General features: G+C 35.2%; 14 protein-coding genes. 13 read left to right on the forward strand and 1 reads right to left on the reverse strand.

From position 1 onward, the window contains the following. Positions 1–137: 137 nt before the first annotated feature. The 11 genes from DW677_RS08510 to DW677_RS08560 all read left to right on the forward strand — a co-directional run bounded on the left by DW677_RS08510 (position 138) and on the right by DW677_RS08560 (position 13,485). A complete protein-coding gene (locus tag DW677_RS08510) occupies positions 138–2,093 on the forward strand; it encodes a nucleoside-diphosphate sugar epimerase/dehydratase (RefSeq protein WP_242992136.1) in 1,956 nt (651 codons plus the stop codon). A 16-nt stretch (positions 2,094–2,109) separates the two neighbouring features. Continuing rightward, the gene (locus DW677_RS08515; protein WP_181968328.1) at positions 2,110–3,387 is read left to right on the forward strand and encodes a DegT/DnrJ/EryC1/StrS family aminotransferase; all 1,278 of its coding nucleotides are present in this window, start codon (positions 2,110–2,112) and stop codon (positions 3,385–3,387) included. Positions 3,388–3,407: 20 nt separating this feature from the next. Then, positions 3,408–4,070, forward strand: coding sequence for a sugar transferase (locus DW677_RS08520; RefSeq protein WP_117566917.1), 663 nt, complete (start codon positions 3,408–3,410; stop codon positions 4,068–4,070). Positions 4,071–4,073: 3 nt separating this feature from the next. Continuing rightward, positions 4,074–5,369 (forward strand): ATP-grasp domain-containing protein, encoded by a 1,296-nt coding sequence (locus DW677_RS08525; protein ID WP_117566919.1) that lies wholly within the window; start codon positions 4,074–4,076, stop codon positions 5,367–5,369. Beyond that, on the forward strand, positions 5,366–6,379 hold the full coding sequence (locus DW677_RS08530) for a hypothetical protein (RefSeq protein ID WP_117566921.1): 1,014 nt from the start codon (positions 5,366–5,368) through the stop codon (positions 6,377–6,379). Before DW677_RS08525 ends, DW677_RS08530 begins: the two co-directional genes overlap by 4 nt. After that, entirely contained in the window at positions 6,373–7,407 is a 1,035-nt protein-coding gene (locus DW677_RS08535; RefSeq protein WP_117566923.1) for a peptidoglycan bridge formation glycyltransferase FemA/FemB family protein, read from the forward strand. Before DW677_RS08530 ends, DW677_RS08535 begins: the two co-directional genes overlap by 7 nt. A 6-nt stretch (positions 7,408–7,413) precedes the next feature. After that, entirely contained in the window at positions 7,414–8,538 is a 1,125-nt protein-coding gene (locus tag DW677_RS08540) for a glycosyltransferase (protein WP_117566924.1), read from the forward strand. Further along, positions 8,538–9,707 carry a glycosyltransferase family 4 protein gene (locus tag DW677_RS08545; RefSeq protein WP_117566926.1) on the forward strand — a complete coding sequence of 390 codons (1,170 nt, stop codon included), beginning with the start codon at positions 8,538–8,540 and terminating at the stop codon, positions 9,705–9,707. Before DW677_RS08540 ends, DW677_RS08545 begins: the two co-directional genes overlap by 1 nt. Positions 9,708–9,798: 91 nt before the next feature. Then, positions 9,799–10,899: an O-antigen ligase family protein gene (locus DW677_RS08550; protein ID WP_207658983.1), complete on the forward strand. Its 1,101-nt coding sequence runs from the start codon at positions 9,799–9,801 to the stop codon at positions 10,897–10,899. A 10-nt stretch (positions 10,900–10,909) separates the two neighbouring features. Continuing rightward, entirely contained in the window at positions 10,910–12,010 is a 1,101-nt protein-coding gene (locus DW677_RS08555) for a polysaccharide pyruvyl transferase family protein (protein ID WP_117566929.1), read from the forward strand. Positions 12,011–12,072: 62 nt separating this feature from the next. Then, entirely contained in the window at positions 12,073–13,485 is a 1,413-nt protein-coding gene (locus tag DW677_RS08560; RefSeq protein WP_181968329.1) for an oligosaccharide flippase family protein, read from the forward strand. Here the strand turns inward: DW677_RS08560 and DW677_RS08565 are convergent. Then, positions 13,482–13,850, reverse strand: a complete 369-nt coding sequence (locus DW677_RS08565; protein WP_117566932.1) for a transposase — start codon at positions 13,848–13,850, stop codon at positions 13,482–13,484. The genes DW677_RS08560 and DW677_RS08565 overlap by 4 nt on opposite strands. Before the next feature lie 9 nt (positions 13,851–13,859). Here DW677_RS08565 and DW677_RS08570 point away from each other — a divergent pair, with 9 nt between their 5' ends. Together DW677_RS08570 and DW677_RS08575 are read left to right on the forward strand one after the other, a co-directional pair. Continuing rightward, positions 13,860–15,491: a transposase gene (locus DW677_RS08570; RefSeq protein WP_242992137.1), complete on the forward strand. Its 1,632-nt coding sequence runs from the start codon at positions 13,860–13,862 to the stop codon at positions 15,489–15,491. Next, positions 15,469–15,681: a hypothetical protein gene (locus tag DW677_RS08575; RefSeq protein WP_117566934.1), complete on the forward strand. Its 213-nt coding sequence runs from the start codon at positions 15,469–15,471 to the stop codon at positions 15,679–15,681. The genes DW677_RS08570 and DW677_RS08575 overlap by 23 nt, the downstream gene beginning before the upstream one ends. Positions 15,682–15,768: the final 87 nt, after the last annotated feature.

Below are 15,768 nucleotides of genomic sequence, written 5' to 3' on the forward strand. Positions count from 1 at the left end.
CAAGCTGAATTTGTCATGCGCAGTCGAAGATTGCGCATGGCATTCTTATGGGAGTGAACTTCCGATAAGGATCATTATCCGAAGATAACCGGACATTCCCCTCGCTCCCAAATATATCGTAAAAGGAACTTTGAAACATGCTTAAGAAGAAATTCCACCCGGAACATTGGCAAGTCATGGCAGCATATTTGATGATTTATGATCTTATCGTCATTGCGGCTGCTTATTTTTTTGCTCTCTGGATCCGGTTTGACTGCCGCTTTCAGGCAATCCCGAAAGAATACCTGGATATCTATTTTAAAACGATCATTCCGTACACCCTGTACTGTGTTTTCGTATTTTGGGGATTACGGCTTTATAAGAGTATCTGGAGGTTCGCAAGCTACAATGAGCTGATTCGTATGACGTTAGCCACTGTGATCACGTCGCTTTCCCAGATCCTGGCAGTTACTGCGTTAGTGGGAAGAATGCCGATCTCCTATTACTTCTTTGGAGTGATCATCCAGTTTGTTATGACATTGGGAATCCGGTTTGCGTACCGTTTTGTCCTTCTGCTGGTCGGAAAAGTCAGGGAACCCGAAGCCCCATTAAAGCATGTTCTCCTTGTTGGAGCCGGGGCTGCCGGACAGATGATCCTGCGGGATATCAAGCATGCGGGAACAGTGAAAGAAAAAGTTTGCTGCTTTATTGATGATAACCCGAATAAATGGGGACGTTACATCGACGGAATCCCGGTTGAGGGTGGACGTGACGAGATCATGCGGGTATGTGCCAAGTACCATATCCAGAAGATTTATGTAGTAATTCCAAGCGCATCTTCGGAAGCAAAGAAAGATATTTTAAACATCTGTAACCAGACGGGATGTGAGCTCTTAAATCTCCCTGGCATGTATCAGTTATATACCGGAGATGTGACTGTCAGCAATATGAAAGAAGTTGCTGTGGAGGATCTGCTTGGACGTGATCCCATTAAAGTCAACATGGATGAAATTTTCCAGCACTTGAAGGGAAAAGCCATTATGGTCACCGGTGGAGGCGGATCTATTGGATCAGAGCTTTGTCGCCAAATTGCAGCCCATGAACCGAAACAATTAATTATTTTTGATATATATGAAAACAATGCATATGACATCCAACTAGAATTAAAGAAAAAATATCCAGAACTTGATCTTGTTGTTCGGATCGGTTCTGTCCGGGACAGCCGACTGATGTTTAAAATCTTCGAAACCTATCGCCCGGAGATTGTATACCATGCGGCAGCCCACAAGCATGTGCCGTTAATGGAAGACAGCCCGTGTGAGGCAATTAAAAACAATGCTATTGGTACATATAAAACAGCTTATGCAGCGCTGGCTTATGGCTGTAAACGTTTTGTCTTAATCAGTACAGACAAAGCCGTTAACCCAACGAACGTCATGGGAGCGTCCAAGAGACTTTGTGAGATGGTTATTCAGTCTTTTGACCATATGGTAAAGGCGGGACGCGCCTATGAACTTCCACAGCTGTTTACCCACAGTATGACCGATATGACAACTAAACCGGAAGTTGTCGAGGCGTTGAAACATGCAAAGACTGAGTTTGTTGCTGTACGTTTTGGTAATGTCCTTGGAAGCAACGGTTCAGTTATTCCACTTTTTAAAAAACAGATTGCTGCAGGTGGTCCGGTAACTGTCACACATCCAGACATTATCCGTTACTTTATGACAATTCCGGAAGCTGTTAGCTTAGTATTACAAGCAGGAACTTATGCCCATGGTGGAGAAATCTTCGTTCTTGACATGGGAAAGCCAGTGAAAATTGATACGTTGGCTCGCAACTTGATCCGACTCTCTGGCCATAAGCCTGATGTAGATATTAAAATCGTATACAGCGGTCTCCGTCCTGGAGAAAAGTTATACGAAGAAAAGTTGATGGCGGAAGAAGGTCTGAGAAAAACTCAGAATGATCTGATCCATATCGGATGCCCGATTCCATTTGATATCGAAGTGTTTCTTGGGCAACTTGAGACACTGATGGAAACAGCATATAAGAACAAAGACAACATCCGGGATGTATTAAAGGAAGTCGTTTCTACCTATCACCCGGCAGAATAGTAAGGGAGAGTTTGCAATGTATAAATCTACAGGTATTAAACCCTTTGAGCAAAAGGTATGGTTGGCTTCGCCAACCATGCATGGCGAAGAACTGATGTATATGACGCAGGCATATGAGACTAACTGGATGAGTACAGTAGGTGCAAATATCAATGAAGTAGAAAAAATCGCAGCTGAAAAGACAGGTGTAAAATATGCAGTGGCACTTTCTAGCTGTACCGCAGCACTGCATCTTTGTGTAAAGCTTGCAGGAGAAAAACTCTACGGAAAGCCAGGAATTGGGCATGGTGCCGTACAGGGGAAACGTGTTTTCTGCAGCGATATGACATTTGATGCAACACTTAATCCAGTTGTGTATGAAGGGGGAATCCCAGTATTCATCGACACAGATCCCGCCTCTTGGAACATGGATCCTGTTGCATTGGAAAAAGCATTTGAAATGTATCCTGAAGTTAAACTGGTAGTGAGCGCAGAATTATATGGTTTTTCAGGCAATATCCGCAAAATTAAAGAAATCTGTGAACATCACGGTGCCCTGTTGATTGAAGATGCTGCTGAAGCAATGGGCGCGACATGGGAAGATAAGCAATGTGGTTCCTTTGGCGATTATGCAGCTATCAGCTATAACGGCAATAAGATTATTACAGGCTCATCTGGCGGCTGCCTTCTCACAAATAGCTTAGAGGATGCTAACAAGGCAAGAAAATGGAGCACTCAAGCAAGAGAAAATGCTGCATGGTACCAGCATGAGGAAGTTGGATACAATTACAGAATGTCAAATGTAATTGCCGGGGTCATAAGAGGACAATACAAATATCTTGAAGAGCATATTTCCCAGAAAAAAGCAATTTATGAACACTATAAAGAGGGCCTTAAGTGTTTACCGATTCAAATGAATCCAATCATGGATGAATGTAACCCTAATTATTGGTTATCAGCATTTGTCATTGATTCCCAATATATGTGTAAACAAGTCAGAAGCGATAGTGAAGCTTTGTATATACCAGAAGCAAGCAAAAGTTGTCCGACTGAAATACTAGAAGCCATTAATAATATAAATGCTGAAGGAAGACCTACTTGGAAACCAATGCATATGCAGCCTATGTATAGAATGAATGAATTTATTACAGTTAGTGGTTCGGGAAGAGCAACAACCAATGCTTACATTGCTGGTGGAATTAATGATGTTGGTGCAAATATTTTTAACAGAGGACTTTGTTTACCTAGTGATAACAAAATGACATTTGCTCAGCAAGATAAAATTATTGAAGTTATTAAAGCATGTTTCGAATAAAATTTGCTAGGAGAATATAGATGCACAAACCACATGGTCCATATGAAAAATATTTTAAACGACCTTTAGATTTTATCCTGGGTGTCCTGACAATCATTGCGTTTAGCTGGTTATATATAATTTTGGTTGTTCTAGGTATATTTTTCATGAGAGGAAATCCATTCTTTTTGCAAGAACGCCCGGGTAAAAATGAAAAGATTTTTAAGTTAGTTAAATTTCGCACAATGGATAACCGAAAGGATAAAAACGGGGTATTGTTGCCAGATGAGATTAGGCTCAACAGGTATGGAAAGTTTCTTAGATCAACATCGCTTGATGAATTACCAGAAATTTTCAATATTATCAAAGGCGATATGAGTATTATTGGTCCGAGACCACTTTTGGTTAGGTATTTGCCATATTATAGTACTGAGGAACATCATCGCCATGATGTCCGACCAGGTTTAACTGGGTATGCTCAAGTCCATGGGCGAAATTATGTTTCTTGGGAAGAAAAATTTAAAATGGATATTAAATACGTAAATACTATATCCTTTAAAGGTGATTTTAAAATCATTACAGATACCATTAAAACCGTATTAAAAAGGGAAAATATAGAAACAGCGAGCTCTATTGTTCACGATGGAGTTCTATATCAACCATTAGACGTTGAAAGAAGTTCTATTAATAAAGAAGGTGAGTAAGCAATGATCACTAAGAAAAACGTTTTGATATTTGGCGGCGGAGCATATAACGCACAAGAGGTATACTTTGCATTGCGCGGTACTGTTAGATATAATCCTATTCTCGCTTCCAGTAACGATAACCATTCAATATTTATAGATAGTAATGCAATTACTGATTTACCATATGATAATGATTCATGTTTTATTGATCAGCTCAATAAGGTAATTAGGGAACGATCAATAGATTATATTATTCCGACTCATGATACCAATGCGATGATTCTAATGGAAAATGAGTCACGGATAAATGCAACCATTGTTTGTTCACCATATGAAACAACTAAAATTTGCAGGTATAAATCATTAACCTATAAAACTCTTAAAGATACAAGCTTTGTTCCTAAGACCTATTCAAGGAATAGCTCTGAAATCGAATTTCCGATATTTGCTAAGGATGATAAGGGACAAGGTGGACGAAACGCTTTTATTATAAACAACTATGAAGAATTATTCAAACTTGATCAATCTGTCGAGTATGTACTATGCGAATACTTGCCCGGAGAAGAGATTACAATTGACTGTTTTACAGATCGTAATGGAGATATTAAATTTATCCAGCCAAGAATTCGTGCGCGTATTTTAAATGGAATTAGTTCGAGAGCTGTAGCCATTGATATAACTGATGAAATAAGTAATATTGTAAAACAGATTAATACACGAATTAAGTTTAGAGGTTACTGGTATATTCAGTGTCGAAAAGATATTAATGGGAAATATAAACTATTAGAAATATCTACGCGATTTGCAGGTACTTTTAATCTAAGTAAAAATCTGGATGCAAATTTGCCATTATTAGCATTGGCCGATTTTTCGGGTATGGATATAAATATCTTACCGAACAAGCAAAAAGTAATATTGGATAAAAGCTATATTGATAGATATTTTTTGGAATATGAATATAAGCGAGTATATATTGATTTTGACGATACATTAGTATTCAATAGAGAAACATACAATACAGAGGCAATGCGATTTTTATATCAGTGTTTAAACAAAAAAATTGAATTAATCCTGATAACTAAACACGCATATGATATATACGAAACTGCTAGGAACATCAAATTAGGTTTAAACATTTTTAATAAGATTATTGAAGTTCCTAATAATGAGCCTAAGTACAAATATATTGATAATACGGTTCCATCCATATTTATTGATAATGCATTCGCCGAAAGAATGGCGGTAAAAAAAGAACTAGGTATCCCCACATTTGATGTAACGAACTTTGAATGTTTAATAGATTGGCGAATGATATGAGAAAAGAAATAGGGAGCGAATTTTGGAATGTTCCTGTAAATTTAAAAGCCAATACATTACTGCCTGAATATGCAAGATTATTTATTTCAGGCAGGGTTGCTCTTCGATATATTATCAAAGACATAATGCTTAAGAAAAAAGTCCAAACAATAGGACTACCCTCATGGTGCTGTGACAGTATCATTACCCCATTTATTGATGAAGGATTAGAGGTACAGTTTTATCCAGTAGTCCTAGAAAATGGTGTGTTGAAACAACGGCCAAATGACATTACAGTAGATGTACTATTAGTAATGGATTATTTTGGAACCATTTCACATGATCGTTATGACTCATATCCATGTATTATTATTCGTGATTTGACACATAGTATATTTTCCAAATATGCAGATGATGCTGATTACTATTTTGGAAGTGTTAGAAAATGGTGTGGTATAGTTACGGGAGGATTCGCATGGAGTAAAAAAGGCTTTAGTGACAGAATTGCAGTTCATAATGCAGATTTACAATATATAAATAATCGTCAAAGAGCCATGGAACAAAAAGCTAATTATATTAACGGTATAATTGACCAAAAGGATTACTTACAGTTATTTAGTAGCAGTGAACAATTTTTAGATGATTTGAAAGAAATCCAATGTGGAAAACAAGAAGATGCTGATGTGATTAAGCACATTGATATAGATACAGTAACAAAAAAAAGACATCAAAACGCAAAGATTTTAAAAGACAAATTATCCCAATATTTATTTATACCTGACTTTGATGACGGAGGGTGTCCTTTATTTGTTCCTATTTTATTGAATAATCGAGATGCAATTAGAAATTTCTTAATAGAACGAGAAGTATATTGTCCAGTACACTGGCCAGTGTCTAAATATCATGTTTTAACAGAACAAATGCTGTATATATATAATCATGAATTAAGTATTGTGTGTGATCAGCGGTACAACGCTTCAGATATTGAGAGAATGGCAGATTTAATATTAAAGGGGATTATTGAATGTTAAGTACATATACACTAGAAGATAGTGATACATGGGATAAAATAGTTAAATCATTTAAAGATTATGATGTATATTGGTTAAGCGGATATGTTAAGGCATTTAAAATTCATGGAGATGGAGAACCACTTCTCTTTTTTTATGAGAAAGGAAACACAAGAGGAATTAACGTAGTAATGAAACGGGATATTGCAAGAGATCCTCACTTCAGCGGTTTGATGTCGGAAAATACATATTTTGATTTCTCGAGTCCATATGGATATGGGGGATGGATTATTGAAGGCGAATGTTATAGTAATTTATTTGAAGACTATGAAGGGTGGTGCGTAAACAATAACATTATCAGTGAATTTACAAGATTCCATCCATTACTAGAGAATTATAAAAAGTGTTCTGGAAATTATGAAGTTATACCTCTAGGGAATACCATAGCGATGAATATCGTATCACCTGATATTATTTGGAATAACATCACGAGCAAAAATAGGAACATGATACGGAAAGCAAAAAAAAATGGAGTTGTAGTATATTCTGGAAGATATCCTGAAATATTCCAAACGTTTAGAAACATTTATAATTCTACGATGGATAAGGACAATGCAGAAAAGTATTATTATTTTAGCTCAAATTTTTATCAAAGTATTCTGAATGATTTACCACAAAATGCGCAAGTGTTTTATGCAGTATATGAAAACAACATTATTGCAGCCTCTATTATATTAGCAGCAAATGGAAAATTGAATTATCATTTGTCAGGTTCTATCAAAGAATACTCAAACTTGGCACCGACTAATCTATTGCTTTATGAAGTTGCTTTATGGGGATGCGCTAACGGCTATAAAACCTTTTATCTTGGAGGTGGTGTTGGCAGTGGGAATGATAATCTCTATAAATTTAAAAAATCATTTTATAGATTGGACGATGAAAAACGTTTTTATATTGGAAAAAAAATATTTGTTCAAAATATTTATAATGAACTTCTTGGGATGAGAGGAAACACAAATTCCTCCTTTTTCCCAAGTTATAGAGGATAAAAAAGAATGAAAAGAGTACTTGTTACAGGAGCTGCTAACATTGGAAAAGCTGGTGTTGCTACAATTGTATACAAATGGGGACAGCATTTTGATAGTAATGTAATCATATACGACTATTTAATGCAACGAGGTTTACCTGAAGAAAAATACGTTAAAGCTATAGCAGAAAAAGGTGGAATAATATATACAATGCCGCTTGGATCGCATTCGGCTTTTTCTATTATAAAATGGGTTGAGGATATTGTAAGAACAAATAATTATGAAATAATCCATATAAACTCTGATTCGGCATATGTAGCAGCAGCATATATTTACGCAGCAAAAAGAGGTGGAATAAAAAAGATATACGTTCATTCTCATTGTACAAAAATTGATGACAGTAATGTATTGAGAAGGACCTTTAAAACAATAGCGCATAAAATATGTGTACAGTATGTATGCCATAATACAAATAGATATTTAGCATGTTCTAAATTAGCCGGCACATGGATGTTTGGCAAGAAAAATGTAAGTACTCATAAATACTGTACTATATATAATGGTGTCGAGGTTCAAAAATATATTTTTGACGAAACAGTTAGGAAGATATATAGAAAAGAACTTGGAATTGAGAACCATCTTGTAATTGGAAATATTGGAAGATTATCATATCAAAAAAATCAAAGCTTTTTGTTGGACATCTTTAAAGAATATTATAAAAGAAATCCGAAGAGTGTAATGGTTTTAGTAGGTGATGGAGACCAACGAAAAAATTTAGAGCAAAAGGCTGTTCTTTTAGGACTTCAAGAAGCTGTAAAATTTTTGGGACTTAGAGGAGATGTCCCTCAATTGCTATGGGCATTCGATGTTATGGTAATGCCGTCAAAATTTGAAGGTTTACCAGTTACAATGGTTGAAGCACAGATGGCAGATCTTCCTTGTGTAGTATCCTCAGCAATAACTTTGGAAGCGGACTTTTCAGGAATGGTCGAGTACGTTTCCTTAAATGATGAGTACAAATGGCTTGAAGCCATCGAAAACACAAAATGTCATAAAAGGAACTCGAATGTTGAAGAAAAAAAACATAGTGTATTTAATATTGCTAATGCTGCAAAAGCTCTTGGTAATATTTTAATTTCTGAGGAAATGTAATGAAAATTTTATTTATATCACCATATTTGTTAATGCCTAATATAGGCGCGCATATAGGTTCACTTTCACACCTCAATGCAATTAAAAAAGTATTTAATGAAGATGATATCTGCACGGTTGCTATTAACCCAGGATTTCAAAAGCAAGAAACAATGCTTCCGATAAATTATATTATTAATGCATATAAGTCTAAGGCTGAAAGAACTCTTAACTTTTTTTTACTGAATGGTCTCTGCGCAAATAAAAAGGTACGTACTGAAATCTTACGGATTATAAGAGAAAATAATATTTCTGTCGTTTTTATCGATGAATCTATTTTAGGAAAATTATGTAAAGATATTAAAACGGCCTATTCACATATAAAAATAATTGCTTTTTTTCATGATATTAAGGCAGATTTATGTAGACAATGGATTAAACAAAATGGTCTAAAAAGTATTCCGTATAATAGCGGTCTAATTTATAATGAGCAGTTAACTGCAAAGTATGCTGATAAAATAGCAGTCTTAAATGATCGGGATGAATCACTTTACCAACATTATTATGGCGATACATCTGTATTTTATTTACCCCATACTGTTATAGAAAAGAAAATTGATTTTACATCTTATAATATACCTAAAACAAATAAATTGCGTCTTTTATTTGTTGGGGCAGATTATTATCCCAATGTACAAGGTATAGAATGGTTTATACATAATGTAATAAGTGAAATAGATACGATTTCTGAATTAAATATAATCGGAAAAAACATGCAGAAATATGCAAAAAGATTTAATCAACATGGTGTTACAGTTATTGGAACAGTAGATGAATTAGATTCTTGGTATATTAATGCTGATGTTGTAATTTCACCAATTTTTGTTGGGGGCGGTATGAAAACAAAAACAGCTGAAGCATTTCAATTTGGAAAGAGAATTATTGCAACATCTGAGAGCTATGAAGGATATAGGAATATAATTCCTAAGGAATTTTGGAATAATTACTGTTATGAAGCGAATTCAAAGGAAGAATTTGTTGCAGCTATAAAAGACATAAATGCTTCTAAAGATACTATACAAAAACAGGCGTATGAACCAGAAATTATCGATTTATTTGAGAGAAATTTCTCAGCTGAAGCTTGTAAGCAAAATATGCTTAAAATTATTGGGGAATATATAAATGCTTAAAACTAATATGTATTGTATAACTATAGTTATATATTTATGTTCTTTCTATATGTATTCATATATCGGGGCAATACCGCGTGCAGTAATCACTATGGGAATGTTACTGAGCACACTTCTGGTTATAGCTCAAAGAAAACTCAAACCCAATAAGCAATTTTTATTGATTACATTAGGCACAATTGTTCCATTGCTCACGTTTGTGATTAGAAATTATGATATACAAAATGGATATTACGGACGATTTTTATGTTTTACAACAGCAGTATTTCTTATTGTTTCTTTATATGCATACGATGATTGGATTCCGATATGCGTATACAGTTATAAATGGATAGGAAGTCTTTTTGCAATTTTTACTATTATAAATGGTGTTGCTCCAGTGGCAAGGGTAATGGCATCCAAATTTTTTCGAACTGCAGGAGACTTATTTTTAGATACATCCAGTAGAGTTTATAATGCAGGAATTGCAATAACGGTTGCTACAAATGCACTATACTTAGTTGTAGGAATCATAACAATACTCTTTTCGTACAGGAGCAATATTATCACTAAACTAATGGGCGTTAGTATTGGCACGGTAGCACTTTTACTCACCGGTAAACGAGGGCAGTTTCTAGCTTGTGTCATCGCTATACTCGGAACACTAATTATAAAGGCTAAGCCTAATATCAAGCGGATTATGTGGGTATTAGTAATCCTATTAGTCCCCTTATATATAGCAATTATATTTTCTTGTGATTTAATCCCAGATGTTTCATTTATTTTTGATAATGATGCGACCTCTGGCAGAACAGCTCTTTATTATAGAGCTATAGAATTATTTATGCAAAATCCCTTATGGGGAAACGGTTGGGCTTCGTATAGATATTTATCCAACATGGTCTATTTAAACAATTATTATGAAGTTCATAATGTATATTTGCAACTGTTGGCAGAAACTGGTGTAATTGGTTTCCTAATATTCATAACAATATTTAGCAAAATATTATGGACATGTGTAAACACATATCATAAAATTCATGATGACGATATGAGCTCATTTTTAGCAATCTCTATAGCAGGGCAAAGTTTTATGCTGATCTATTCATTAACAGGAAATGTACTTTATGATCAATTGTATTTGATAGCATATGCTGTCTTTTGCGCAATGGGTTTGGCCTGCTGTCATAAATACAGTTTAAGTTCAAAATGAAGGGAGCGCAATGGAAAAGAAGAAACTAGATGTCGTTACCTTAACATTCCATCAATCGGATAATTATGGCGCTGTTTTGCAAGCTTATGCATTACAGACAAAAATAAGGAAATTAGGTTATTCTACCCAAATATTGAATTACTTTTCAGAAGGTGTGAATTTTTGGAATAAAAAGATTACATTTAAGACAGATGGATACAATTTGAGAACATTTAAGAGTATAATTTGGCAATTTTTACGCCGCCATAAACATGCTAATTTTGATCATTTTCGTTCATATTTAGAGTTAACAGAACCTTATTTCGATACCACTATTAGTAATGCAGGAAATATCGCTGGCGTGTATATTGTTGGAAGTGATCAAGTTTGGAATTGCGATTGTACTTTTGAGGACTATCACTATTTTCTGGATTTTGTTGAGGATGATTTTAAAAAAAATAGTTACGCTGCAAGCTTTGGATATAGTTCCATTCCTAAGAAATATGTTGAATCTTGTAAAAAACATTTATGTAGATTTAATAAAATTACTGTCCGAGAAGAAAATGGAATTGATATTGTAAAAAGAACCTGTGATTTACAGGCTACAATGGTCGTAGATCCAGTAATGTTGCTGTCCTCCGAAGAGTGGAAAAACGTAATGACTCCTGTGGCGGGTAAGTATATTTTTGTATATCAAGCAGAAAAATCTCCTTCACTGATTCAGTTTGCTAATAGTTTGGCCAAATCAAGAAAATGTAAACTCTTTATTGTATCATCAGTTTTCAAAGGAACTTATGGAAAAAACACAAAAAGCTTTTCCGATAAAGGACCTGATATTTTTCTGGGATTAATTTCTGGTGCAGAATGTGTTGTTACGAACTCTTTTCACGGAACAGCTTTAAGTATTTTATTTAACAAAGAATTCTATGTGGAATCGTTAAAGCACAATAATACCAATTCAAGAGTGAACAGTATTTTGAAGACTTTTAATCTTGAAAATCGTATGATCGATATGCCGTTGCCAATAGAGACAACTCAAATTGACTATACTAATGTGAATAAGATTCTACAGCAGTTGCAAAAGGAATCCGAATCAGTACTTCTAGATATGATTCATGCTGAATCAAAATAAGTATATATACTTAATATATATGATAGACAAACATGATATACTCAATAAAGGACACTATTAAAATGAGTAAGAAAAGTTCAAGCAAACTTAAAGTGTTATTTTCAGATACCATTGCATTTACAATTAGCAATTTTGCATCAAAATTGCTAATTTTCTTTCTGTTACCTTTGTATACAGCATTTCTGACAACAGAAGAATATGGAATTGCTGATTTGATAACTAATACAATTAATATGGTTTACCCTATTTTAACCCTGGGTATTATGGAATCAACGCTTAGGTTTACATTTGATAGTAAAGAAGATTCCAAAGATGTATTATTTATATCACTTGTCATTATAGGTATAGGTGAATTAATAGCTATTTTGGCTACCCCGTTAATAAAAATCTTCAATATAGATATATTTAAATATTGGGGATGGTTTTTAGCTATTCTGGGCGGTCTGAATTTACAGCAAGTTTTATCTCAATATACAAAAGGAATTGGGAAGACAAAAGTATTTGCTGTTTCAGGAATTCTCCAGACCCTGGTTGTTGCAATAATAAATATTCTAGGGCTGACAGTATTTCATAAGGGATTAACGGCATATCTTTTAGCAATGGTAATCGGTTATGTAGTTACTTGTAGTTATCTTTTAGTTGCGGCTCAGATAAAGATTAGAATAACATCCATTAATGTCCAACTCTTTAGAGATATGCTAAAATTTAGTATTCCTACGATTCCTAATGGCATTGCTTGGTGGATTAACACATCAGCAGACAAATATATTATAATTGCATACTTAGGTGTTGCAGCAAGTGGTGTTTACAGTGTAGCATATAAAATACCTTCTATTTTAACATTGTTCACTAATATTTTTGTATCAGCTTGGACAATCTCAGCAATTAAAAATGTAAATGAAGATGATAACTCAGAATTTCAAACAAATGTATACAATTATTTTAATGTAATAAATGTGTTAGCTTGCTCTGGTTTAATATTGTTTTCTAAACCAATGGCTAAAATTTTATTTTCTAAAAATTTTTTTGATGCATGGAAATATGTTCCATTCTTATTAATTGCATATCTATTTGCGGGCCTTGCAGGTTTTCTTGCAAGTAGTTTTAGAGCCGCTAAATATACTAGTGGATTACTGAGTTCAACTGCATGGGGGGCTGTCGTAAACATAGTTTTGAATCTTCTTTTTGTAAAATTGTTCGGTAATCTTGGAGCTGCATTCACAACATTGCTTGGCTTCGCTATAACCTTTTATATTCGAAGTAAAACCGTAAAAAAAGTGGTTGATTTAAAAACTAATCTTTTAAAGGATACCTTTATTTATATGATCCTAATGCTACAAGCATGTGTGATTACATTTGAATGTCCATATAAATATTTTGTAGGGACTATTTTATTTGTAGCTATAGTATGTTTGTATTATAAATATATAATTAATATATTTAAGTTTTTCGGTAACTGTTCAGAACCCAGTTAGTTGAAAATGATATCAGGGGTTCCGTTCAGTGCTTCGCGGATAGCTGTGAAAACATTTATTCCGTGCTTGCGAGCTGATCCGATATAACTCATAATTGTAAGATATTCCTGTGCACCTTCTTCATTTCGGAAGCATCCAGAGACTTTGGTTTTTACTTTTACCATTCTCAGATCACGTTCCGCCTGATTATTATCAAATGGTACACAGAGATTCTTTATAAACAGGCAGACTGATTCCTTGTAATTATGCAGTCTGCAGATCAAATTTAATACTTTGCTCTTTTTCTTGCGACCGCGCTTTTTTGCAGGAGTTTCGGGGAATGGATTTTCCCCATAGGCAGTTTTGATAATGGAATCATACTCCATATCAAATTTATGGCGGAAAAACAATACTCCGTACCGCTAAGAACTATCGTCGGAAAAATATCCTCTTCTGATTCAACGCTTATGATTCCGAATGAAAAGTTTCAAAGCTATTTTCCGGATGTAGAGCTACCAGAGGAGCTTCCATTGGCATATCGAAGCTGTTGCCTTAAGATTGGTTCATGCGTTATCATCCAGAAAATACTGAATGAGTATAAGCTTATTCCGATGCTAAAAAAACGCTTTGGCAGTGACACTGGATTGATTCTGGATCTTGTTTCTTACCTGATCATAGAAGAGGAAAACGCGGGACAATACTATCCGGATTTTGCTTTTACCCATCCTCTTTTGACAGATAAAATGACGATATACAGTGATTCTAAGGTCAGCCGGCTCCTTAACACAATCTCGAAAGATCAGTGTATTGGCTTCCTGGATGATTGGAATGCCAAGCGCGATCATAAGAGCAGAGTTTATGTTTCTTATGATTCCACGAACAAGAACAGTGAAGCAGGAGACATCGACATTGTCGAGTTCGGAAAAGCCAAGGATGATAAGGGATTTCCAGTATTCAACCTTTCAATCGCCATGGATAAAACAAACCGGATTCCACTCTTTTATGAAGAGTATCCGGGTTCTGTTACAGATGTATCCCAGTTTACTTTTATGGTTGATAAGGTCCTGGAGTACGGATATAAGCAGATAGGCTTTATCCTTGACCGCGGTTATTTCAGTAAAGAAAATATCCGTTACATTGATGAAAATGGATATTCATTCATCATCATGTGCAAAGGCTGCAAAACACTGGTATCTTCTCTTGTGCTTGAAAACCGAGGAACATTTGAAGCAAAGCGGGAAGCCGCAATTCGTGCTTACAAGGTGTATGGCATCACAACGACAGCCAGGCTTTATGAAGATGATACTGCAGAAAGATATTTTCACATTTATTACAATCTATCGAAGCAGGCCGCTGAAAGGGAACGCCTGGAACAGCGAATTGAGAAGCTGCGGCAGTTCATGGACAGACACGTCGGAAAAGATGAAAAGTTTGGTAAAACTTATCAGGAGTACTTTCATCTGCATTACAGCAAACAGGGGATTTTTCTGGGTGCTGATGAACGAACCGATGTGATTGAGCGAGAGTTGCAGCTGTGCGGATACTTTTGCATCATTACTTCTGAGAAAATGACAGCCTCTCAGGCTCTGATCCAGTATAAAGGGCGGGATATTTCGGAAAAGCTTTTTCAATCTGATAAGACATTTATTGGTTCCAAAAGCGAACGTGTTCAGTCATCGCGAAGCATGTCATCTAAAATTTTTATAGAATTTGTGGCATTAATTGTCCGTAACCGGATTTATAATCTTCTCAAAGAACAAATGATCCGGATGGAAACAAAACAAAAGTATATGACTGTTCCAGCCGCAATCCGTGAGCTTGAAAAGATTGAAATTGTCCGCCGTCACGGCAGAAACTATAAATTAGATCATGCAGTTACCAGAACTCAAAAGTTAATTCTGAACTCTTTTGGCTTTGATGAAACAGACATCAAAAAAAGAGCTGAGGAATATGGTAAGCTTCTGAATATCAGCCAGTCATACATAAGCAAGGAGGCGCAGGATAATGGCGAGGAAGAAGACGATTGAGGCAATTGAAACCGAAATATCCAAAGTGAAATCTGGTATGTCCAAGCTGCAAGACCGATATGATAAACTATCAGAAAAGCTTGAGGAACTGCAGGAACAGAAACGCCGAATGGAAGCTGACGCCATCATGGAAGCCTATCTGAAAAGCGGTAAAAATTTTGATGAGATTATGACGTTTTTGAGTCCATGATGGCGTTTAGTGTAACTTTTTTGCAGAGTTCACAATAATTTGGCGTGGAGCGAAGGATTTGACTTTTACTTTACTTCATGATATAGT

It is taken from the genome of Clostridium sp. AM25-23AC, from assembly GCF_003435125.1.
Lineage (GTDB): Bacteria > Bacillota > Clostridia > Lachnospirales > Lachnospiraceae > Pilosibacter > Pilosibacter fragilis.